This window comes from Mycobacterium sp. P4_H6 (assembly GCF_056400845.1).
Window position 1 is genome coordinate 26,647 of record NZ_JBFUKN010000029.1, and the last position, 20,501, is coordinate 47,147.

Annotated in this window: 22 protein-coding genes; 10 read left to right on the forward strand and 12 right to left on the reverse strand. The window is 66.9% G+C overall.

All coding sequences use genetic code 11. The annotated features are described in order from the left end of the window. Positions 1-54 precede the first annotated feature (54 nt). The gene (locus tag AC1DTF_RS14305) at positions 55-651 is read left to right on the forward strand and encodes a TetR family transcriptional regulator (RefSeq protein WP_057169275.1); all 597 of its coding nucleotides are present in this window, start codon (positions 55-57) and stop codon (positions 649-651) included. A 6-nt stretch (positions 652-657) separates the two neighbouring features. Here the strand turns inward: AC1DTF_RS14305 and AC1DTF_RS14310 are convergent, their stop codons facing one another. The 3 genes from AC1DTF_RS14310 to AC1DTF_RS14320 all read right to left on the reverse strand — a co-directional run bounded on the left by AC1DTF_RS14310 (position 658) and on the right by AC1DTF_RS14320 (position 3,225). Further along, positions 658-1,302, reverse strand: coding sequence for a response regulator transcription factor (locus tag AC1DTF_RS14310; protein ID WP_057169274.1), 645 nt, complete (start codon positions 1,300-1,302; stop codon positions 658-660). After that, complete coding sequence (locus tag AC1DTF_RS14315) at positions 1,299-2,567, reverse strand: sensor histidine kinase (protein ID WP_477474543.1); 1,269 nt, start codon at positions 2,565-2,567, stop codon at positions 1,299-1,301. Before AC1DTF_RS14315 ends, AC1DTF_RS14310 begins: the two co-directional genes overlap by 4 nt. Before the next feature lie 82 nt (positions 2,568-2,649). Further along, positions 2,650-3,225, reverse strand: coding sequence for a TetR/AcrR family transcriptional regulator (locus tag AC1DTF_RS14320; RefSeq protein WP_477474544.1), 576 nt, complete (start codon positions 3,223-3,225; stop codon positions 2,650-2,652). 75 nt (positions 3,226-3,300) lie between these two features. Here AC1DTF_RS14320 and AC1DTF_RS14325 point away from each other — a divergent pair, with 75 nt between their 5' ends. From AC1DTF_RS14325 to AC1DTF_RS14335, 3 genes are all read left to right on the forward strand, one after another. Then, complete coding sequence (locus AC1DTF_RS14325; RefSeq protein ID WP_477474545.1) at positions 3,301-4,125, forward strand: alpha/beta fold hydrolase; 825 nt, start codon at positions 3,301-3,303, stop codon at positions 4,123-4,125. A 56-nt stretch (positions 4,126-4,181) separates the two neighbouring features. Continuing rightward, positions 4,182-4,574 (forward strand): hypothetical protein, encoded by a 393-nt coding sequence (locus AC1DTF_RS14330; RefSeq protein WP_477474546.1) that lies wholly within the window; start codon positions 4,182-4,184, stop codon positions 4,572-4,574. Positions 4,575-4,663: 89 nt separating this feature from the next. Further along, positions 4,664-5,689: a fused (3R)-hydroxyacyl-ACP dehydratase subunits HadA/HadB gene (locus tag AC1DTF_RS14335; protein ID WP_057169270.1), complete on the forward strand. Its 1,026-nt coding sequence runs from the start codon at positions 4,664-4,666 to the stop codon at positions 5,687-5,689. A gap of 9 nt (positions 5,690-5,698) precedes the next feature. On the opposite strand, the gene AC1DTF_RS14340 is transcribed toward AC1DTF_RS14335, so the two are convergent. Further along, positions 5,699-8,440, reverse strand: a complete 2,742-nt coding sequence (locus AC1DTF_RS14340) for a hypothetical protein (protein WP_477474547.1) — start codon at positions 8,438-8,440, stop codon at positions 5,699-5,701. Positions 8,441-8,880: 440 nt separating this feature from the next. Between AC1DTF_RS14340 and AC1DTF_RS14345 the strand changes: the two genes are divergently transcribed. Beyond that, positions 8,881-9,252: a heme-binding protein gene (locus tag AC1DTF_RS14345; RefSeq protein WP_057169268.1), complete on the forward strand. Its 372-nt coding sequence runs from the start codon at positions 8,881-8,883 to the stop codon at positions 9,250-9,252. 37 nt (positions 9,253-9,289) lie between these two features. Next, entirely contained in the window at positions 9,290-9,559 is a 270-nt protein-coding gene (locus AC1DTF_RS14350) for a hypothetical protein (RefSeq protein ID WP_082614347.1), read from the forward strand. 77 nt (positions 9,560-9,636) lie between these two features. On the opposite strand, the gene AC1DTF_RS14355 is transcribed toward AC1DTF_RS14350, so the two are convergent. From AC1DTF_RS14355 to AC1DTF_RS14365, 3 genes are all read right to left on the reverse strand, one after another. Then, positions 9,637-9,858: a hypothetical protein gene (locus AC1DTF_RS14355; RefSeq protein WP_477474548.1), complete on the reverse strand. Its 222-nt coding sequence runs from the start codon at positions 9,856-9,858 to the stop codon at positions 9,637-9,639. Positions 9,859-9,947: 89 nt separating this feature from the next. Beyond that, positions 9,948-10,376: a thiol-disulfide oxidoreductase DCC family protein gene (locus AC1DTF_RS14360; RefSeq protein ID WP_057169266.1), complete on the reverse strand. Its 429-nt coding sequence runs from the start codon at positions 10,374-10,376 to the stop codon at positions 9,948-9,950. A 10-nt stretch (positions 10,377-10,386) separates the two neighbouring features. Then, the gene (locus tag AC1DTF_RS14365; protein WP_057169265.1) at positions 10,387-10,977 is read right to left on the reverse strand and encodes a TetR/AcrR family transcriptional regulator; all 591 of its coding nucleotides are present in this window, start codon (positions 10,975-10,977) and stop codon (positions 10,387-10,389) included. 27 nt (positions 10,978-11,004) lie between these two features. On the opposite strand from AC1DTF_RS14365, the gene AC1DTF_RS14370 reads away from it, so the two are divergent. After that, positions 11,005-13,446, forward strand: coding sequence for a PEP/pyruvate-binding domain-containing protein (locus tag AC1DTF_RS14370; RefSeq protein ID WP_477474549.1), 2,442 nt, complete (start codon positions 11,005-11,007; stop codon positions 13,444-13,446). Here the strand turns inward: AC1DTF_RS14370 and AC1DTF_RS14375 are convergent. The 3 genes from AC1DTF_RS14375 to AC1DTF_RS14385 all read right to left on the reverse strand — a co-directional run bounded on the left by AC1DTF_RS14375 (position 13,365) and on the right by AC1DTF_RS14385 (position 15,396). Continuing rightward, positions 13,365-14,468, reverse strand: coding sequence for a glutamate--cysteine ligase 2 (locus AC1DTF_RS14375; RefSeq protein ID WP_477474550.1), 1,104 nt, complete (start codon positions 14,466-14,468; stop codon positions 13,365-13,367). The two genes, AC1DTF_RS14370 and AC1DTF_RS14375, sit on opposite strands and share 82 nt — an antisense overlap. A gap of 108 nt (positions 14,469-14,576) precedes the next feature. After that, positions 14,577-14,726: a hypothetical protein gene (locus AC1DTF_RS14380; RefSeq protein ID WP_477474551.1), complete on the reverse strand. Its 150-nt coding sequence runs from the start codon at positions 14,724-14,726 to the stop codon at positions 14,577-14,579. A 37-nt stretch (positions 14,727-14,763) separates the two neighbouring features. After that, complete coding sequence (locus tag AC1DTF_RS14385; RefSeq protein WP_057169263.1) at positions 14,764-15,396, reverse strand: pyridoxamine 5'-phosphate oxidase family protein; 633 nt, start codon at positions 15,394-15,396, stop codon at positions 14,764-14,766. A gap of 142 nt (positions 15,397-15,538) precedes the next feature. Here AC1DTF_RS14385 and AC1DTF_RS14390 point away from each other — a divergent pair, with 142 nt between their 5' ends. Continuing rightward, positions 15,539-16,417 (forward strand): alpha/beta fold hydrolase, encoded by an 879-nt coding sequence (locus AC1DTF_RS14390; RefSeq protein WP_477474552.1) that lies wholly within the window; start codon positions 15,539-15,541, stop codon positions 16,415-16,417. Positions 16,418-16,444: 27 nt separating this feature from the next. Here AC1DTF_RS14390 and AC1DTF_RS14395 read toward each other — a convergent pair whose 3' ends face one another. After that, entirely contained in the window at positions 16,445-17,374 is a 930-nt protein-coding gene (locus AC1DTF_RS14395) for a helix-turn-helix domain-containing protein (protein WP_477474553.1), read from the reverse strand. A 167-nt stretch (positions 17,375-17,541) separates the two neighbouring features. On the opposite strand from AC1DTF_RS14395, the gene AC1DTF_RS14400 reads away from it, so the two are divergent. Beyond that, positions 17,542-18,183, forward strand: a complete 642-nt coding sequence (locus AC1DTF_RS14400; RefSeq protein WP_477474554.1) for a TetR/AcrR family transcriptional regulator — start codon at positions 17,542-17,544, stop codon at positions 18,181-18,183. Here AC1DTF_RS14400 and AC1DTF_RS14405 read toward each other — a convergent pair. Further along, positions 18,173-19,609, reverse strand: a complete 1,437-nt coding sequence (locus tag AC1DTF_RS14405) for a short-chain fatty acid transporter (protein ID WP_057169259.1) — start codon at positions 19,607-19,609, stop codon at positions 18,173-18,175. The two genes, AC1DTF_RS14400 and AC1DTF_RS14405, sit on opposite strands and share 11 nt — an antisense overlap. A 166-nt stretch (positions 19,610-19,775) precedes the next feature. On the opposite strand from AC1DTF_RS14405, the gene AC1DTF_RS14410 reads away from it, so the two are divergent. Further along, positions 19,776-20,465: a GAF and ANTAR domain-containing protein gene (locus AC1DTF_RS14410; protein WP_477474555.1), complete on the forward strand. Its 690-nt coding sequence runs from the start codon at positions 19,776-19,778 to the stop codon at positions 20,463-20,465. The last annotated feature ends 36 nt before the right edge of the window (positions 20,466-20,501 follow it).

The window sequence follows — 20,501 nt, forward strand, 5'->3', positions numbered from 1 at the left end:
GAAGTCGAAGTATCGTTTCTGACATCCAGAGTCAATTTCGGCTACCCTGGGCCGATGACCGCAGGAGTGCGCGAGCGTGCACGACTCGCATTACGCACCGAGATCGCCCAGGCGATCAGCATCGTGTTCGCCGAACGGGGCTTCGACGAGGTGACCGTCGAGGAGGCGGCGAGCGAGGTCGGTATCTCCCGCGCGACGTTCTTCCGCTATTTCGGCTCCAAGGAGGACGCGGTCCTGGCCGCGATCGAAGCGTCGTCCATCGATTACGCCGCACACCTCGAGACGCTGCCCGCCGTCGATGGCGAGAATCCGTGGCAACTGCTGCACCGCGCCTTCACGCACGCCCTGTCCCAGCGGGACGAACACTCCGAGCTGGAACGCTCCCGGGTCCGGATGATCAACGCGACCGTCTCGCTGCGCACCCGGATGGCGCAACGCCGTTTCGCTCATGAAGACGCCCTCACCCCGGTCCTTGCCGCGCGGATCGGCAGCCCCGACGCTGCCCGCACCATCGCTGTCACGGCGTTCGCGGCGTTGGACCTCGCCTGGCGACGCTGGGCCGCCGGCGATGCGGCGACCATCTCGGCATCGCTGGACCATGTCTTCGCACAGCTGTTGTCCGCGAACTCCATTGCCGTTCGGGATCTTTGATTTCCGCTACATGCGCAGATAGGTCAGCACCGCGAGCACCCGCCGATGCTGAGCGCCGTCGGGCGGCAGCCCGAGTTTGGTGAAGATGTTGCTGATGTGCTTTTCCACCGCACCGTCGGACACCACGAGTGCGCGCGCGATGTTCGTGTTGGAACGCCCCTCCGCCATCAATGCCAGTACCTCCTGCTCGCGTAATGTCAGCTGCCGCAAGGGATCATCGCGGCGGCGGCGTACCAGCAGTTGGGCCACCACGTCCGGGTCGAGCACCGTGCCGCCCGACGCGACGCGTTGCACGGCGTCGAGGAAGTCGGCGACCGCGGCGACCCGGTCCTTGAGTAGGTAGCCGATCGCCCCGGCACCGTCGGCCAGCAGATCGTCGGCGTAGGACACCTCGACGTACTGGGACAGCACCAGGATCGGCGACCGCGGCACCAGGTGACGGGCTTCGACCGCGGCACGCAGCCCCTCGTCGGTATGCGAGGGCGGCATCCGGACGTCGACCACCGAGACATCCGGGCGGTGCGCGGCCACGGCCTGTACCAGYGACGGCCCGTCACCGACAGCGGCGAGCACCTCATGGCCGTTCTCGGTGAGCAGCCGAATGAGGCCTTCGCGCAACAGGACCGAATCGTCGGCCACGATGACCTTCATACCGGGAGCTCCACCCTGATCGTCGTCGGTCCACCGTTGGGGCTGGTCACCGTGAGGGTGCCGCCGCCGGCACGGATGCGGTCGGCCAGCCCGGACAACCCATGACCCTTGGCGACATGCGCGCCACCGTTGCCATCGTCCACGATCTCCACACCGACCAGAAGGGGGCCGGTCGCGACGGTGACCCAGCAGTGCATGGCACCGCTGTGCTTGGCGACATTGGTCAGCGCCTCGGCCACCGCGAAGTAGACGGTGGTCTCCACGGCGGGATCGAGGCGCCCCACCGGAGTGCCGAGCTCGGGGTCGACGGCCAGCTCGACCGGAACCGTGCACCGGATGGCCAGTGCAGCAAGCGCACTCGGCAAACCACGATCGGTGAGCACGGGCGGCGCGATACCGCGGGAGAGCGCGCGCAGCTCGTCGAGGGTCTCCTGGGTCTGGGCGATCGCCTCGTCGAGGGTGTCGCGCACCGGGCCCGGTTCGCTGCTCTGCCGGGCCCGGCCCAGATCCATCGCCAGTCGGATGAGGCGCTGCTGGGGGCCGTCGTGGATATCGCGTTCCAGCCGGCGCAGGGCATGGGCCTCGGCAGAGGCGGCGGCGGACTTCTGCTCCGTCAGTACGGTGATCGTCTGGCGCAGCTCCGCCACCCCGGTCAGCAGGATGCGCGCGAACCCGGCCTCCAGCAACGCGCAGGCACGCACGATCAGCGGAAGGGTGATCAGGCAGAGCAACCCGACGGCGGTCTGAAATCCGATGCGCGCCAACGTGCTGTCACCGAGGCCGACCAACTGGGCCAGCGACGTGTTGTCCGGCCCCCGCGGGACCGCCCAGTCCCAGGCAATGGTCAGCGTGCCCGCGACCGCGACCGCCCACCAGGTGATGACGATGACGAAGGTCGCCACCGCGATCGGGAATCTGGCGAGCGCGTGGGTGAGATCCAGCCAGGACTGCCCGTCACCGAGCGGGGTGATCAGGCGCCTCCACCAGCGGGCATCCGGTGCGGCCTTGCGGTACGCCGGTCGCGTGCGGGGTTGTCTCAGCACCGCGGGATAGCGGAACCGTTCGATATCGGCGAACGCCCGCGCGATGAAGACCGAACCGACGAGGACCGGCACCCCCAGAAGGACGACGAGCAGGCCGATGCCCGCCGACAGCCCGGTGATGATGACGCTGAAACTCACCACGGCAAGCGGGAATCCGAACAGGACATAGCCGGTATCGACGCCGAGTTGGCGCAACATGCCGGGGCGCTCCGTGGTGGTCACGCGTTCGACGGTAGACATCCGACGCATCCACCCCCATCCCGCGCGCCTGCGTGTTCAGGGTAGGGCTGTCCCCACCCACCCCTCACAGCGCGAGCGTCGCCGTCACAGCGGCCTGTACGCCCTGCCCGGCGGCGATGATCGGCTCGACCGAACGCAGGGTGCGGCACAGGACGAAGGCGCCCTCCAGGGCGGTCAGGGTGATCAGCGCCAACCGCCGACTCTGTTCGTCGGTGATGTCGAGCCGCCCGAACCACTCGGCGATCCCGGACAGCCATCCTTCGAACACCGTCGCCGACTCCTGGCGGAGCAGCTCGTTCGTGCTGGCCACTTCCAGCGCGATGGTCTCGATGGAGCACGCCTCGCCGTAGTCCTGTGACTCCATCAGCCTGCCGGCGTTCTCGAACATCGCCGGGATGCCGGTCGCGGGATCGGTGTGCGCGAGCTGCGCACCGACGAACTCGCCGTACCGGATGCCCTCGCAGCGGATGACCGCGGCGGTGATCGCTTCCTTGCCCCCGGGGAAGTGGTGGTAGATCGACCCGAAGGGCGCCCGCGCAGCCCCGGAGATCTGTTTGAGGCCGGTGGCCGCCATCCCCTGACGCCGGTAGAGCTCCGCCGTCGCCTCCAGGATGCGCTCGCGGGTGCCGGGGTCCGCCATCGCCATTCCTCCTTGCGCAGTGTGTGGCTGCAGCATATCGTGGCCCCAAATAGAATGATCTATCTAGGAGGTCGGATGCCCATCGTCGACGTACCTTCGGGCCGCATCGCCTACGAGGACACCGGGGGTGACGGGCCCGTTCTGGTCTTCGGCCACGGCCTACTGATGGATGGAAGACAGTGGCGCAAGGTCATTCCGCACCTGCCCGAATACCGGTGCATCACACCGACGCTGCCCATGGGGGCGCAGAAGGAGCCGATGCACCCGGACGCCGACCTGACCGAACAGGGTGTGGCGGGCATTCTCGCCGACTTCCTCGACGCCCTCGATCTGGAGAACGTGACGCTGGTCCTCAACGACTGGGGCGGCGGACAGTTCATGATCTCCGACGGTCGGGACAAGCGGCTGGGCCGGCTGGTACTGGCATCGTGCACGGCGTTCGACAACTACCCGCCCAAACCGGCGCGCCCGGCCGCGCTGCTGTGCGGCCTGCCCGGTGGCGGGTGGGTGATCTCCAAATTGCTGGGCACCACGTTCTTTCGGCACAGCAACCGCGCCTATGGCGCGCTGACCAAGCGAGGGCTGCCCGATGAACTGTTCGACGACTGGTTCGCGCCCGTCGTCGAGAACCCGGCGGTGCGTCGTGACCTGGTCAAGTTCGCCACCGGCGCACCCTCACGGCGCAGGCTGCTCGACCTGTCGGAGCAGATGCGGACCTTCACCCGGCCGGTCCTGGTGCTCTGGGCGCGGGAGGACCAGATGATGCCGCTGGCGCACGCGGACCGGTTGGTCGAGCTGTATCCCAACGCCAGCAAGGAGATCGTCGAGGACTCCTGGACGCTGATCCCCGAGGATCAGCCGGTGATCATGGTGGAAGCGCTGCGGCACTTCGTGGGGTAGTTCCGCACCACCCGTTATTGGGATCGGTAGCGGGTGGGTGGTTGTGGACTTGCGTCATGACGAACACATCGCAGTCCCGCATCAAGCGCACCGCCGCTGCCGCACTCCTGGCCGGCGCCGGMGCACTCGCCGGCCTGGTCCTGACCCCGGCCACCGCCCACGCCGACCCCGGACGGGCCACCGGGCCGATCACCTGGTGTCCCGGCCAGTATCAAGGCTTCGCGGGCGGCTCGGGCCGCCCCAATTGGGACTGGAACGTCTGCCACACCTACTGGTGGGTGTACGGCGAGCCGGGCGGCAACGTGGCCGACGCTATCTGGGAAGGCGCCCTGCCGCCCGCACAGATTCCGTTGGAGAACCTGACGCGTCCGCCCTTCAACTGCGGACTGTTCTTCTGCCAGGATCCGGGCGGCCGCTACACCGTCGACCCGCGCATTCCGGCACCCTAGGTTCGCCGCCGTTTTTGCTGTACAGCCCAGCGCGTTAATCTGCTGTATCGGCCTCAGCCAACGAGCAGATAGAAGAGTTGAGCACAGTCATGACCGCAGCAGCAGAGACGTCCCTACTCGAAGACCGGGTCGGCCACTGGTATCAGATGGACGACACCTACCTCGTCGGGCGCGAGAAGATCCGTGAGTTCGCTCGCGCCGTTCAGGACAACCACCCCGCCCACTGGAAGGTTGCCGAAGCCCAGAAGCTCGGCTACCCGGGCCTGGTGGCGCCGCTGACCTTCACCTCGGGCCCGGCAATGGCGTGCAACCAGCGGATGTTCGAGGAGGTCGTGGTCGGCTACGACATGTACCTGCAGACCGAGGAGGTCTTCGAGCAGCACCGCCCGATCGTCGAGGGTGACGAGCTCACCATCGACGTCGAGTTGACGGCGGTGCGCAGGATCGCCGGCCGCGACCTGATCACGGTCACCAACACCTTCACCGATACCGCCGGGGAGGTGGTGCACACCCTGCACACCACCGTCGTGGGCATCGGCAGCGACGATGTCGACCCGGCCATCCGGCCGGCCGTGGCGAACGTGATGATGCACGGCATCAACATGCTCGGCACCGACAGCAACGGCGAGGGCTACCGCAAGACCGAACGGCCCGAAGGCACCCAGCGGATTGCCGAATCCGGTCATACGCCGACCTCGCCGTCGTTCGACGGACTGAGCGTCGGCGACGAGTTGCCGGTGCATCACACCCGGCTCTCCCGGGGCGACCTGGTGAACTACGCCGGCGTGGCCGGTGACGCCAACCCGCTGCACTGGGACGACAACGTCGCCAAGCTCGCCGGCCAGCCCGATGTGCTGGCCCACGGCATGCTCACCATGGGGCTGGGCGCCAGCTTCGGCACCTCCTGGACCGGTGATCCGGGTTCGGTCACCCGCTACGCGGTGCGGTTGTCGCAGCCTGCGACCGTGCCTGCCGACGGCGGAGCGGATATCGAGTACAGCGGCCGCATCAAGTCGCTGGATGCCGAGACCCGCTCCGGCGTCGTCATCGTCGGCGCAAAATCGCAAGGCCGAAAGATCTTCGGCCTTGCGACCTTGAACATCCGCTTCAGCTGACCCGCACAGTCACCACACCGACAGGGTCAGTGACCCGGGTGCGCTGCTCACACCGTCGGTGTCGGTGGCGACGATCAGGATGGTCCGGGTGGTCCAGCCGCCCTGGGTGGCAGTGAACGTGACCGCCTTCAATGCGTCCTCGTACTGCTGCTTGGTCGCGATGCCCGTCAGCGTGAGCGTCCGGGTCCCGGCGTCGTAGACCGCCGTGACCGGGTTGCCGGACAAGCCGGCAAAGATCAGGGTGTCCCCGGACTTGCCGAAGGTCGTGACACTCACGGTGACCTTCTGCAGATGGCTGGAATCGGCGTCGACGATGCTGACGGATGCGACCGGCTTCATCGGGGAGTCACCGATGGTGTACGACCGTCCGCCGATCGGCGTCACCAGCGGCACGTAGCGCGTCGGCGACGAAACACCCAGTGTCACAAAGCCGGGCGCGATATTAGCGATGCCGTGTTCGTCGGTCGCCGAGATCGAGAGTCCGCGCACCAGCGCCGCGCCCTGGGTCGCCGTGAACGTCACGGCCTTGAGCGCTTCCTCGTACTGGGCCAGCGTGCCTGCGCCGGTGAGCGTCAGGGTGAAATCTGCCGGGTTCCAGGTCGCGGTCACCGGGTTACCGGACGGCGCAACGTAATTCAGCACGTCACCGCTCTGGGCGAACGTCACGATCTTGACGGTCAACGTGGAGAGCTTGACCGAATCACCGTCGACGATATCGACCGCGGACACGACCTTCGCCGGGTTGCCACCGAGGGTGAACCCACCTCCGGCGATCRGGGTGACCAGYGGGGGCAGGGTCGGCGCGGCGCCCACACCGACGGTGACGAACCCCGGAGCGATGTTGTCCACACCGTCCTCGTCGGTGGCCGAAATGGACAACCCTCGCACCAGCAGCGCACCTCCGGTCGCCGAGAACGTGACCGCCTTGAGCGCCTCCTCGTACTGCGCGATCGTTCCCTCACCGGACAACGTCAACGTGCGCTCGGCCGCATTCCAGGTGCCGACGACCGGATTGCCGGACGGTGCAACATAGTCCAGCACATCACCGGCCTGTGCCAGCGTCGCGATCTTGACGGTCAGCTTGGAGAGCTTGCCCGAATCACCGTCGACGATGTCGACCGCGGACACGACCTTCGCCGGGTTGCCGCCGAGGGTGAACCCGCCACCGGCGATCGGGGTGACCAGCGGCGGAAGTTTCGTGGCGGGCCAGACACTCACCGTGACGAAGCCGGGCGCGATGTTGTCCACGTCCTCCTCGTCGGTGGCCGAGATGCTGATTCCGCGCACCAGCAGCGCGCCCTGGGTCGCCGAGAAGGTCACCGCCTTGATGGCTTCCTCATACTGCGCAAGCGTTCCCGAGCYCGACAGCGTCAGGGTCAGGGTGGCGGGATCCCAGGATCCGACGATGGGGCTGTCGACCGGAGCGTTGTAGGTCAGCACATCACCGACCTGAGCCAGCGTCGCGACCTTGATGACCACCCGCTTGAGCCCGATCGAGTCGCCGTCGACGATGTCGACCGTGGACACGATGTGGGCCGGTTCCTTGCCGATCGTGTAGCCACCACCGATGATCGGGGTGACCAGCGGCGGGTTCTGGTAGACCGGGTCGACGGTGACCGGGATGGTGACCGTCAGATTGTCGGCCTGGGCGATTCCCAGGAAGCGGGTGACGTTCTCGACCAGGGTCTGAATCTGGCCGAGGACGCCGGGCAGGTGCTCGCTGTCGTCGTGCACGACGATCTTGAAGCTGTCCACCAGCGGCTGGCCGGTGACGAGTGCCCACGGGGTGTAGACGAACTTCCCGCTGATGAGATCCCGGTATACCCAGCCCTTTTCGGGCTGGATGATCTCGTAGCTGAGGACGTCGCCGTTGGGATCGGTGGCGTTCAGGTCGATGTAGACCTGTCCGAGCGCGTTCTGCTCGTAGACGATCGGACCGGCGACGGGGGTCCTGTTGACGAAGGTGTGGCTGATCTGGCGGGCGACCCAGGCCATCATGGTGTTCACCAGCAGATCGAGCGGATTCGGTGTGGTTGCCGACTGGGTGCCCAGGGTGGCGCTGGCCGCGGTCATCTTCGGTGTCACGGCGCCGACGGTCGGCTTGGTGTCCTCGATTGCCGGGGCCTGCGGCACCTCGATCACCGGGGCCTCCGACGGTGCCTGCGCGGTGTCAGCCGCCACGGGGGTCACGGTCTCGGTCTCCAGGTCCGGCGAGGCCTGCAGCACTGCGGTGACGGCCTTCTGGACTTCCAGCGGCCTGTCGAGCGGGATGTGGGCTCGCGCTTTGCGTGTCGGCGCGGTGGCCGGCTCTTCGATGGGTTCGCTGAGCTCGGGATCCTCGGCCGGCTCTTCGGTGATCGCCGTGGCGCTCGGCTTCGTCGCCGTCTTGGGGGCGCGCTTGCGAGTGATGGTCGGACGCGAGTCCGATGAGTCATCCGCGGACGCGGACGGCTTATCGGAATCGGCTGCGTCCGAAGATGACGACGACTCGCTGCTCGCGCTGCTGCCGGTCTCGGTGTCGGCGTAGGCCGGCTGCGCGGTACTGGCGATCGCGAACCCGACGCCCAGCGAGACCGCCAGTGCACCGACGCGTCCGACGTTCAGCGCGTGGTTCGCCGGGTTCTTGCGTGCGTGGCGCACCGCGGCGGTGGACTCGGACTCGGCGAGAAGATCTTTGGCCAGCCACCACTGCCGGCCGTCCCGGGGAGCTCCGCTGCGCGCGACGCGATGACGGGCGGGGGCTGCACACATAGAGTTCTCTCCATCGTTCTGTCCGTGCCCCCGGATCTGTTCGGCGTGGACGGGCTCCCCTCCGTCCGCAGTGGTTTCCCGCTGTCGCCACCGAGACTGTAAAGGGAATTACGATCCCGGCGTAGCGATATTGGCCCACTTTGTTGAAAACGCAATATCATAGCTATGCACCTATGTGCCCTTGTCCGCACTTGAACGCGATTTTCGGCCGACAGAGCAAATAGACATTCGCGTTAAATATGTTTGTTGCCTGCACTGTACGCAGGCTTGCCAACACCTCATGCGGCACACCACTCCCAGCGGAACCAGCTCGACAGTCTGTGCACAAGCCGAGAATCTCCTGTTGGAATCTGGTTAGCTTTGCAGGTCAGGACCACCACCCCGGCGTCCTGCCAAGTGTCGGGCGCCTCCCCGACCATCGATCACAAAGGAGCCGATCAATGTCGCTCAACGTCCGTCGCACGGTCGCCGGAATCCTAGGGGCCGGCGCGTTCACCGGTGCGACGCTGTTCGCCGCCATTCCCACCGCTTTCGCCGAACCGCCGGCCAACTGCACCGCGGCCGACTTGGCCGGTGTGTCATCCGGTGTGTCCGCTTCCACCTCGGCCTACCTGTTCACCCACCCCGAGGTGAACACCTTCTTCACCGGCCTGCACGGCCTTCCGCACAACGAGATCGAAGCCAAGGTGAACGAGTACTTCGAGGCCAACCCGCAGATCGGCGCCGAGCTCAAGGGCATCCGGAAGCCGCTGCAGGACATCCGGATCCGGTGCGGTGACACCGACGGTGACGGCGACGTCGACATCCTCTGACAGCCGCGCCCATCAACCTCTTCGCTTCACCCACCCCATGAAAGGGACCCTTGTGATCAAGTCACGTTGGACCGCCGCCACACTGCTCGCTGCCGCGGGCGCCGCCGGCGCTATCGTCGCAGCGCCGCTGGCGTCGGCCGAACCCACCAACTGCACGAACGCCGGAAGCATCGTGTCCGGCAGCAGCACCGTGTGCCAGAGTCCGGGCAATGCCCAGATCACCAGCTCTCCGGGCCAGCTCGGCGAGAGCCAGTTCGGCATGTGGCCCTGGGGCTACGGCGGCTACGGCGGCATCGGCATCCTGTAGCCGACTGTCCGGTTCCGAGCCGCTGACACGACAAAGGGCGCCCACGAAAGTGGGCGCCCTCATGTCGTTTCGGTGGATCAGTTACGCACGGATGTGTCCACGTGCGGCACGTATACCCGGGGGACGAGCTGATCGCGCCAGGGGTAGTTGCTGTCATTGTCGTAGACGCCGTCGCCGTTGCCATAGCCGAGCACCGGGAAATCGAACGCGTTTGCGTCGGCCTGGGCCGGTCCGGCGAAGCCGATCACGGCCGCCGAGAACGCTCCTGCGACCAGTCCTGCCAATCCGAACTTCTTCATCGTTCTCGCCTCTTACCTTTATCCGCTTCTGTCGGGGGCAATCGCCCGGCGACATACGGTGTAACGGGTGCAGACGGGGTTTGATTCCGTCAGCCGTACGTGGCATCGAGGAAGCGGCCGCGCACCTCAGGCGAGGGGATGGGGCAGGTGTCGTACTTGCCGCCGACGTGATACCGGACAGCCGCGAACGCCGCGTACAGCCGGTCCCGGACGAATGCGGGTATCACCCGTGCCGCCGTCGCCAGCTTCCAGTAGCCGCCGAGGTAGTCGGCCACCTGCAGCAGCGCGGCGGACTCGGTACTGACCGTCTCCGCCGGCCCGCCGGGGTCGCGGACGAAGACCACCGAATCCAGGCCCGCCAGCCGCGGGTGGCGGGCGATGACGTCACGCGCGAAATCGCTGTCCAGCGCCGCGAAGTGGAGCGTGCCGTGGCGATCGAAGCGAAGGATGGTGCGTACGGCGCCGTTGCACACTCCGCACACACCGTCGTACAGCAATACCGGCGGGGTTGCGTCCATGCCACGAGTATTACCCGCCTGTCGGCATCCGCACACCGTCGAGAAGGATCGCCGCGGTGTTGTCCACCCATGCCGCGGTCAGACCGTCCGGACCGCGGACCAGGATGGCGGCCAGTGCCGAGCCGATGACCAGTTCCAGCAGCACGCCGGCGTCGAACCCGGGCTTCAGGTGTCCTCGCGCGGTCGCTTCGGACAGATAGGCGTCCAATCCGCTCCACCCGCGTCCCGCGAACCGATCCAGCAGGCGCTGGTTCAGTGACGGGTCGGAGGCGGCCTCGCCGATGAGGCCGGGCACGGCGACCCGGGCCAGCGGCGAGGTCAGCAGCGCCGCGGTCCGCGCCACGATATTGCGCAGATCCTCGTCCAGGCGCCCTGTGGACGCAACGATGGAGGTGTCCGCGTCGCGGAAGACCGCCTCGTGCACGAGATGGGCCTTACTCGGCCAGCGCCGGTACACCGCAGGCCGCGACGTGCCCGCGCGGTCAGCGATCGCCGCGACCGTCAGGTCCGCATAGCCGACTTCCGGAAGCAGTGCCGCGGCGGCATCGAGGACCGCGACATCGATGCGCGCGTCTCGTGGTCGTCCGTTCTCTGCCGTCATATACGTGACACATGTAACGTTACTGCGGTGCCTGATGCAATACCTGCCGTCGTCGACCTCGGCGATGTGGTGGACGACAGCTTCGGCGGGAAAGCGCTCGGCCTCGCTGAGCTGATCCGGCTCGGCGTGCCCGTGCCCACCGGCTTCGTCATCCCACACCCGTCGACCTCGGGCCTGACTGAGGCGGTCATAGCGCGATTCTCACGCATGCAGGCCGCGGGTTCGACGCCGGTGGCGGTGCGCTCTTCGGCCGCCGGCGAGGACGGTGCCGAGCAGTCCTATGCGGGCCAGTACGACACCGTGCTGGGCGTCGACTCCGTCGAGAGCCTCGCCGCGGCGGTCACCCGGTGCATCGGGTCGGTCTCCTCGGAACGCGCGTCGTCATACTCCGATTCACGAGCCCATATGCATCTGGTGGTCCAGCAGATGGTCGACGCCCGCGCAGCAGGCGTGGTCTTCACCGCAGACCCGACCTCGGGCCGGCGCGATCTGGTGGTGATCGACGCGGTGCACGGGCTCGGCGAGGCCCTCGTCGACGGTTCGACGTCCTCGGACCATCACGTGTTGACCCACACCGGGATCTCGGTGGCCGACGAGGTCGGAGCGCGACCTGCGCTCTCCGATGACGAGATCGCCCGGATCCGCGAAGGAGCGCTGCTGGCGGCCGGGCGCTGGGGCCATCCGCTGGATCTCGAGTGGGCCATCGACCAGGCGGGCGAATTGTGGTGGCTGCAGGCCCGGCCCATCACCACGCTGCCCGGCGACTTGAACGAGATGGACACACCCGTCACCGGCCCGGCGCATGTCTACACCCGCTGCAATATCGGCGAGATGATGCCCGGGGCCTTCTGCCCGCTCACCGCGTCGGTCAGCGGGCACGCCATCGATTACGCCATGCAGATGGTCCAGGTCGCGGGCGGGGTACAGGAACACTACGAGGACCGCTGGCCGCAGGTCGGCTACTTCTATGGCCACATGTTCCTCAACATGACCGAGGGCACCGCGCTGAGCTCGGGCATCCTTGGCAACTCCCGCGAGCAATTCTCCATGTCGATCTGCGGCCGCGTAATCGACGAACTGGAAGCCGGTACGCCAAAACCGTTCGCGCGCAGGTTGATCAACACCATCCGGTTGAGTGCGTTCGCGCTGAGCGCGGGGCCGGCCATCAAGCGCATGCCCGCCACGATCGCGCAATTCCCGGAGTTCACCAGCCGCGATCCGCAGGTCGTCCTGGCACAGCTGGAGACCGGCGTCGAGATCTACCGCGACGTCACCCTCACCCACGTCCGGTCCTCGTCACGTTCCGCGGTCGCAGCGAATGTGCTGGAAAGCCATCTCATTCGGCAGGCTGTCAAGCGCGGCGACACCGAGACCGAGGGCAGTGCCGAAGCGATCCGGCTGATGACCGGCGCCGGCGTCGAAAGCGCGCTCATGGTCGAACAACTCAACGCGGTGGTGCGCACACTGCGCGACGACCGCGCCGCTGCCGCACAGTTCCTGGCATCCTCGCCCGCCGAAGCTGTCGCAGGGCTGCGCAGTGCAAGCAACCCCGGCGGCGTCGCGCTGCGGCAGTTCCTGGACGGCCACGGTCACCGCGGCTATCGCGAACTGTGCATGCGCGATCCGTCCTGGGCCGACGATCCCGCGGGACTCGGTGCGATGATGCAGGTGATGCTGCGTGCACCGGCGCAGGAGGTCACCGCCGCGGCCGAACAGACCGCGCCACAGTCGCGTTCACTACGTACGCTCGCCCGCCTGGCCCAGGGCGGAGCGCGCGGCCGCGAAGAGACCAAGTCCCGAATGGCGCTGGTGGCGCACCTGCTCAAGCGCGGCTACCGGCATCTCGGCGAGGTGCTGCGCGAGGCCGGCCGTCTCCCGGATGCCGATCTGGTGTTCTTCTTCGATCGCCACGAGCTGCCCGATCTGGTGAGAGGTGGCGATCCGGCGGAACCGGTGGCACGCGCGGTGAGACGCCGCGAGGCGCTGGCGTTTCAGGCCGCGCTGGAGTTCGATGACGTCTCGGTCGGACGGCCGACACCGGTGGTCCGGACCGCTGCCGCCTCGTCCGATGGGGAGATCGTGGGACGCCCGGCCGGTCGCGGATCGGTCGAAGGTATTGTCCGCGTGGCACATTCAGTCGACGAGGCGCGGCACCTGCAGCCCGGGGAGATCCTGGTGGCCCCGGTGACCGATGTCGGATGGACGCCGTATTTCGCCGTCATCTCCGCGTTGGTCACCGATATCGGCAGCTCGGTCTCACACGGTGCGGTGGTGGCGCGGGAGTACGGATTACCGTGCGTGGTCAATACATTGGTGGCCAGCCGCGTGCTGCGCACCGGCGACCGGGTACGCGTCGACGGCGATCGCGGGCTGGTCGTGCTGCTGGATCAGCAGCCCTCGCCGGTCGCCGCCGCGGCCGACTCGATCACATCGGACACCTCACCGCGACGTTCCCAGGCGGCTCGCTGACGCACGGCGCCGTTGCCCTGCTCGTAGATACGGGCCAGCTCGTCGGTGACGAAGTCGAAGTCGCCGACCGTGCGCAGCGCCGGGCTGACCCGGTCGACGAGGGCGCGCACGACGTCGATGGCCGGTGCGGTCCCGGGGCCGCTGCCGAAGGGGTCGAACGCGCGGCCGTCGAGTCCGTAGCGTGCGGAATTCCAGTAGRCCGCCGCCAATTCGTGCGCGCGGACGTCTGGGACAGGCACTTCGTTGCGCTCGTCGTCGAGGGCCGTCATGACCGCGGCGCGAGTGAGCGCGGCGTGCAGCACCGTCTCGGCGACGGTGGCCGGTACGTCCGCGACCCGCACCTCCACGGTCGGGAACTTCTCGGACGGGCGGACGTCCCAATAGACCATGCCGTCATCGAGCATCGCGCCGATGTCCTGCATCCGCTGCACGGCGTCGTCGTAGTCGGCTGCCGAATCGAAATACGGCGGCGGGCCCGCGCTGGGCCACCGCGCCCACAGCACCTGGCGCCAGCTGGCGTAACCGCTGTCCGCATTGCGGTAGATGGCGGAATTGGCGGTCAAGGCCAGCAGCAGCGGCAGCCACGGCCGCAGCCGGTTGCTCACCCGGATCGCGGCTTCGCGGTCCGGTACCGCCACGTGCACATGACATCCGCAGATCCCCTGCTCGTGCGCGATCATGCCGAACCGGTCCGCGATTCGCCCGTAACGGTCGGAATCGGTGATCGGGAAATGCTGCGGAAGCGTGGGCGGTAGGCCGACGGCCAGCAACCGTGCCCCGGCGCTGTCGGCGGCCTCGCCGGCGACCCGCCGCAACCGTTGTAGCTGGGTGCGCACATCGGCGACGGTGTCGGAGACCTCGGTGGCGGTCTCGACCTGACAACTGGTCAATTCCAGTTGCAGATCCACGCCGGCGGCCTTCGCACGTTCGGCGACCCGGGTGTTGAGCGGGACCGGTTCACCCGACTGCGGGTCGACGAGTAGGAATTCTTCTTCCACGCCGATGGTGGGATGGCTGGACATGATCTCCCCGAACGGTTGACCGGTGGCGGCTCAGGGGACCCTGCGCGCTAGCCAGGATGCCCATTCCGCTGCACATTCAAACACCGAGTTGGCTTGGGGCGGGCGGGTCTAACTGTTGAAATCGGGCAACGGCACGTCGACGGCGGGTTGGTCGATCGAGTGCTCGGAGCCCGCCTCGCCGTCACGCTCCCGCTGCTGCACTTCCGCCGCAGCACGAAGGTTGTCACCGGTGTTCTCCACATGCTCTGGTGTGCTCACGTGGCTCTGCATACCCAGATGAGCGCGTCTTACCACCTCATCCGTGGCCGAGCTTTTCCCTGAGCTCGGCATTCTCGCGTCGCAACGCCTCGAGTTCTTCGTGCAGAGGGGCGAGGTGGGGTTCGAGGTCCGCGGCACTGAACCGCACCGTGATGTGCTGGGGGCAGTTCCAGTCGTAGGCCTCGACGGTGACGAGTACGGCACGTTCGACCACGGCGTCGTACCCCGGATCGGCGAAGGTCTCGATCAGGGCGGGATCGTCCTCGACGGTGACCACCCGTGCGCGGCCGAAAATCTTGAGCCGGCGCCGGTGCACGTAGTCCACGGCGATCAGCGCCACCCGGTCGTTGCCGGTGACATTGCCGGTGCTGATGTACTGCAGATTGCCGCGGAAGTCCGCCCACCCGATGGTGCTGTCGTCGACGGCGCGCAGGAAACCGGCGGGGCCACCGCGGAACTGGACGTAGGGCCACCCCGTCTCGCCGACCGAGGCCAGATAGAAGCTGTCCCGCTCGGCGAGATAGTCCTTCTCGTCCTCGGTCAGGACGTCCGCACCGGGCGCGGCGGTTCCCTGAACACGTTTACGGTCGTAGAAGCCGTCGCTGCCGTACCGGTGCTGGACCTCACGGACCGCGTCGGTGAACGCGATCGCTCCGTAGTGCTTGCTCACCGCCCCATGTAAGCACGCCTGCCCGGACGCCGGCCCCCGCGTGTGGTGTTGGGGCGGAATGGACACCCACCGGGCACGAATACGCTATTTCGGTTGTGCATCAACCTCATAGAGTCGGAACTCCCCACGATACGAGGAATCGATGAACGCTTTCGCCACGCGCTATCACACTGCCACCGTCGACGRCCTGGACGTCTTCTACCGCGAGGCCGGTGATCCCGCCAACCCGACGATTCTCCTGTTGCACGGATTCCCCTCCAGCTCACACATGTTCCGGAACCTGATCAGTTCGCTGAGCGACCGGTTCCACCTGGTGGCTCCCGACCACATCGGGTTCGGGCGCTCCGCAACACCATCGGTGGACGAGTTCACCTACAGCTTCGACCGTCTGACCGAGATCACCGAAGGGTTGATCTCTCAGTTGGGACTGCAGCGATTCGCCCTCTATATCCACGACTACGGCGCTCCCATCGGGCTGCGCATCGCCAGCCGAACTCCTGAGCGGGTGTCCGCGATCATCTCCCAGAGCGGCAACGCCTATTTGGAAGGCTTCACCCCGTTCTGGGACATCCTGTTCGCGCACGCCAAGGACCGTGCCGCCAATGAGGCGGGCGTCCGCGAATACTTCACCGCCGCAACCACGCACTGGCAGTACACGCACGGGGTACCCGCCGACCGACTCGACCGCATCGCCCCGGAGGCCTGGGTCCTCGACCAGGCCGGTCTGGACCGCGACGGTAACAACGAGATCCAGCTGCAGCTGTTCTGGGACTACCAGTTCAACCTCGACGGGTACCCGGGCTTCCAGGAGTACTTCCGCACACATCAGCCGCCCCTGCTCGTGACGTGGGGCAAGAATGACGAGATCTTCGGCGCCGCCGGCGCGGAGGCATTCCGCCGGGACCTCCCCAACGGGGAGTATCACCTTCTCGACACGGGGCATTTCGCACTGGAGACGCACGGCGATGAAATCAGCGGGTACATCCGCGATTTCCTGCTCCGACTCGATGGCCACGGCTGATTCGGCGATGGGCGGGATCGGTCACCGCTACGCCACGGGGGTCGACGTTCGTGTCCGTGGTGTTCTCACGCGCCGGCTCAGCCCGCGCGCCTCAACGAATTCGCCTGGGCTGGAACCGAAGCGGGCACGGAACTCCTTGATGAAGTGCGACAGACTCGGGTATCCGACGCTTCGGGCCACATCGGTCACGCCGAGTCGTCCCTGCCCGAGGAGGTCTCGGGCCCGCATCAACCGCTGTTCCTTGACGAACTGGTAGGGCGAGCGGCCGGTCATCTCGCGGAACAGGCGGGAGAACGCGGACGGGCTCAGACTCACCTGTTTGGCGAGTTCACTGACCGTCAACGGCTCCGCGAGGTGGGCGGCGATGTAGTCGGTCGCCGCGGCGACGCAGTTCGTGGCGCTCTGGCGGGCGGCGATGCGCATCAGGCTGGCCGTCTGATCGCGCTGCAGCACGCGATATACCAACTCCTGCAGGTAGAGCGGGGCCAGCACCCGACGGTCGGAGTCCACTGACAACGAGCGCAGAAAGCGTACGACGCTGCTCATCAACACGCCGTCGATCCCGGACACCACGCAGTCCTCGCCGTGATCGTCGGCCTCGAACGTGCTGTCGCACAGCGCCATGCCGGCGGCCACCTGCCTGACGAGCTGCGGATCCACATCCAATCGAACGCACAGGCACGGTCGCTCGGGAGAAGCGTCGAAGGCCTGGCACCCACCGTGGGGCCACTTGCCGATCACCACGCAGTCGAAGGTGTCGTTGCAGGTCTGCGCCACGATGCCGATCGAGATGGTCCTGGTGTCATCCCACTGTGGTTCCGTCGGCTGGGTGAAGCGGTAGAACGTCACGCCCGGCCACGCACCGGCGTTGACACCTTCGGTTTTCGCCTGGGCGGCCAGTTCGGTGATTAGGTCGGCCGACGTGACCTGGTATTCGATGGCACTAGCGGCGGACATGGCCGGCACGCTCCATCAAGTCTCCTCGGATCTGACCGGCACTCGCTGTAGCGTGACTGTAGTCAATGACGGCGTCTTCAACAAGTGATTAGTGAGTGAAATCGCTTGAGTGGTTGTTCAGGCCTCTGATAATCTCCCACCGCTATGACTTGCCAGGCCACTCTCCGATGACATCGAAAGAGACCGGCCCGCGGCGCTCCCGCCGCGACGAATACGCCGAACAGACCCGGCGCGACGTCGTCGATGCCGCCCGCGCCCTGTTCGCTCAACGCGGCTACTTCGCCACCACGGTCAGCGATATCGCCGCGGCCGCCCGGGTGTCGGCCGGAACCGTGTATCAGCAATGCGGCGGCAAACAGGGGCTGCTCCGCACGCTGATGGACTCATGGACCACCGCACCCCTGGTCCAGGAGACACTCGACGCCGTCAACGCCGCCGGCACTCTGGACGAGGCCTTGGCGGTCCTCGCGGACTCCTATCTGGAATTCTGGCGGCAGTTCGACGATATCGTCCAACTGGTGGCCGCGACCGCCGCGCACGACGCCGAAGCGACAGAGGCGTTGACCCAGGCCATCATTCGCCACCGGACCGCACTGCACGAGATCGCGCGCAGGTTCCGGCAGTTGGGTGGGTTGCCGGGCTCGTTCACCGACGAGGACTTCGCCGATATCACCCTCTACCACTACGGCCCGCAGAACGGCTTCCACTTCACCGTCAGCGTTTTGGGCTGGACCGAGGAGCGCGCCCACGCCTTTCTCAGCGCCCAGTTCGCACACTCACTGTTCGAACTGGCCGCCCCTACGGGGTAGCAGGTATGACCGGCGGAACGAAGTCGAACGTCATGCCGAACAGCCACACCAGCGCCAGGACCACCGGTAGGTGAAAGATGAACTGCAGGAACGTGAATCCGACCAGATCCCGCGCCCGCAGGCCGAGCACCGCCAGCAGCGGCAGCATGAAGAACGGGTTGATCAGGTTCGGTAACGCCTCGGCGACGTTGTAGATCTGCACCGTCCAGCCCAGGTTCATCTGCACATCGGTGGCCGATTGCATGACATACGGCGCCTCGACCAGCCACTTGCCGCCGCCGGAGGGGATGAAGATTCCGAGTACGACGGTATAGAGGGCAATGACGACGGCGAACGCCCCGCCACCGACGCTGGTGAACAACTGCGCGAGCTGATCGGAGACGGTGTGTCCGCCGCGCCCCTCGGCCTTGGTGAGGATCGCGGCCATGGCGGCGTACAGCGGGAACTGGACGAGGATGCCGCCCGTCGCGGGCACCGCCCTGGCGACGGCCTGCAGAAATTTTCGGGGTGTGCCGTGCAGCACCAGTCCCAGGATGAGGAACACCAGCAGGTACCCGTTGAGGCTGCTGACGACCGATAGGACCGGCTTGGTGAACAGCTGGGAGATCAGCCATCCCAGCGTCATCACACCCGCCAGGATGGGCAGTACCCGGCTGTATTCGAGCCACTCACCCGGGCGGGAGCGTGGCGGCACCTCCTCGGTCTGGTCGTCGAGGTCCACCGCCAGGTCCTCGGCGGTCTTGATCGCCGCCCCTCTGGGCGCGGAGAAGTGCGCGATGGCCACCGTCAGCGCGATGAGAATGGCGCACGTCGCGAGCGACTGCCAGGTGAAGATCGTGGTGCCGAAGTCGAGCACCCCGGTGATCTTCAGAAGCTCATCGGGCAGCGATGCGGCGGTCGCCTGCAGCTGCGCGGCCGACGAAGACATCCCCAGTGCCCACACCGCGCCCAGGCCCATGAACGCCGCGGCGCCGAGCGCACGGTAATCCACCCGCAGATCGGTCCGCCGCGCGATCGCGCGGGCCAGCAGACCGCCGAACACCAGGCTGAGGCCCCAGTTCAGGAAGGAGACCGACATGGACAGGAACGCAACGAAACTGACTGCGCTCCTTGCTGATTGGGGCACTGTGGCGAGCCGGTCGATCAGCCTGGCCACCGGCGGGCTGGTGGCCACGACGTATCCGGTCAACACCACCATGGCCATCTGCAGGGTGAAGGCGGTGAGGTCCCAGAAGCCGTTACCGAAAGCGTCGACCACCGTTTGCGGTGAGGATCCGTTGGCCAACGCGGCGACGGTGACGACAACGACACCGGCCAGTGCGACGACGTAGGCGTCCGGGAACCACTTCTCGGTCCAGCCCGCCAGCGACTGGGCGACCCGGGCCAGCCCTTTTTCGGAACGAGATCCTGCGGTGGCAGTTGTCATTTGGCCGTTTCCCCTCTCCTCGCCCGGCCAGTATCGACCCACCCGGGAGATCGACAATGCAGAACGGCGCGAACTCGGCTCAGTCCGGCGCCGACCTCACACTGGGCCGGGGGGTGCGGTCTGCGACCCTGTCACATATGCGGAGCGGGCTTCGTAGGGTGGTCTCATGACCGATTCGCAGAGCCATGAGCTGATCCTGCGCATGGCCGAACTCGCGCGCAACGTCGCGTTGCAGAGCGTCGACGGCGTTCTGGCCGATGTGACGTCCGCGGCGCTCGAGTTGATCCCCGAAGCCGATACCGCAGGCATTCTCCTGGTCAGCAAGAACTCGAGTTTCGAGTCGTTGGCCGCCACCAGCGATCTGCCGCACAAACTGGACGAGCTCCAGATGGAGTACGACGAGGGGCCGTGTCGGCAGGCCGCGCTGCAGGACGTGGTCGTGCGCACCGACGACTTCCGGAACGAGCCGCGCTGGCCGCAATACTCGCCGGCAGCCCTGGAGCTCGGTGTGCTCAGCGGTCTGTCCTTCAAGCTCTACACCGCCGATCGCACTGCGGGGGCGCTCAACCTGTTCAGCTTTCACCCCAATGTCTGGAGCTCCGACGCCGAGACCGTCGGCTCGGCGCTGGCCGCGCACGCCGCTGCCGCGATTCTGGCCAGCCGCCAGACCGAAGAGCTGCACTCCGCACTGTCCACGCGTGATCGCATCGGTCAGGCCAAGGGCATCGTCATGGAGCGCTTCAATGTCGACGCCGTGCAGGCGTTCGCGCTGCTGCGACGGCTTTCCCAGGACAGCAACACCCGGCTCGTCGACATCGCGGACCAGGTCATCAACACGCGCGGGCCGGCCGAGTAGGCGAGCGCGCGGAGGCCAGGCGTGGAAACCAGCGCG

What these genes read in the sequence shown, in the direction of transcription:
- AC1DTF_RS14350 (WP_082614347.1), top strand. Translation starts at nt 9,290, where the DNA reads ATGAAAGGGACCCTTGTGATCAAGTCACGTTGGACCGCCGCCACACTG.
- AC1DTF_RS14320 (WP_477474544.1), bottom strand. Translation starts at nt 3,225, where the DNA reads ATGGCGGACCCCGGCACCCGCGAGCGCATCCTGGAGGCGACGGCGGAG.
- AC1DTF_RS14365 (WP_057169265.1), bottom strand. Translation starts at nt 10,977, where the DNA reads ATGACGGCAGAGAACGGACGACCACGAGACGCGCGCATCGATGTCGCG.
- AC1DTF_RS14325 (WP_477474545.1), top strand. Translation starts at nt 3,301, where the DNA reads ATGCCCATCGTCGACGTACCTTCGGGCCGCATCGCCTACGAGGACACC.
- AC1DTF_RS14305 (WP_057169275.1), top strand. Translation starts at nt 55, where the DNA reads ATGACCGCAGGAGTGCGCGAGCGTGCACGACTCGCATTACGCACCGAG.
- AC1DTF_RS14410 (WP_477474555.1), top strand. Translation starts at nt 19,776, where the DNA reads ATGACCGATTCGCAGAGCCATGAGCTGATCCTGCGCATGGCCGAACTC.
- AC1DTF_RS14345 (WP_057169268.1), top strand. Translation starts at nt 8,881, where the DNA reads ATGTCGCTCAACGTCCGTCGCACGGTCGCCGGAATCCTAGGGGCCGGC.
- AC1DTF_RS14395 (WP_477474553.1), bottom strand. Translation starts at nt 17,374, where the DNA reads ATGTCCGCCGCTAGTGCCATCGAATACCAGGTCACGTCGGCCGACCTA.
- AC1DTF_RS14405 (WP_057169259.1), bottom strand. Translation starts at nt 19,609, where the DNA reads ATGACAACTGCCACCGCAGGATCTCGTTCCGAAAAAGGGCTGGCCCGG.
- AC1DTF_RS14360 (WP_057169266.1), bottom strand. Translation starts at nt 10,376, where the DNA reads ATGGACGCAACCCCGCCGGTATTGCTGTACGACGGTGTGTGCGGAGTG.
- AC1DTF_RS14400 (WP_477474554.1), top strand. Translation starts at nt 17,542, where the DNA reads ATGACATCGAAAGAGACCGGCCCGCGGCGCTCCCGCCGCGACGAATAC.
- AC1DTF_RS14355 (WP_477474548.1), bottom strand. Translation starts at nt 9,858, where the DNA reads ATGAAGAAGTTCGGATTGGCAGGACTGGTCGCAGGAGCGTTCTCGGCG.
- AC1DTF_RS14335 (WP_057169270.1), top strand. Translation starts at nt 4,664, where the DNA reads ATGACCGCAGCAGCAGAGACGTCCCTACTCGAAGACCGGGTCGGCCAC.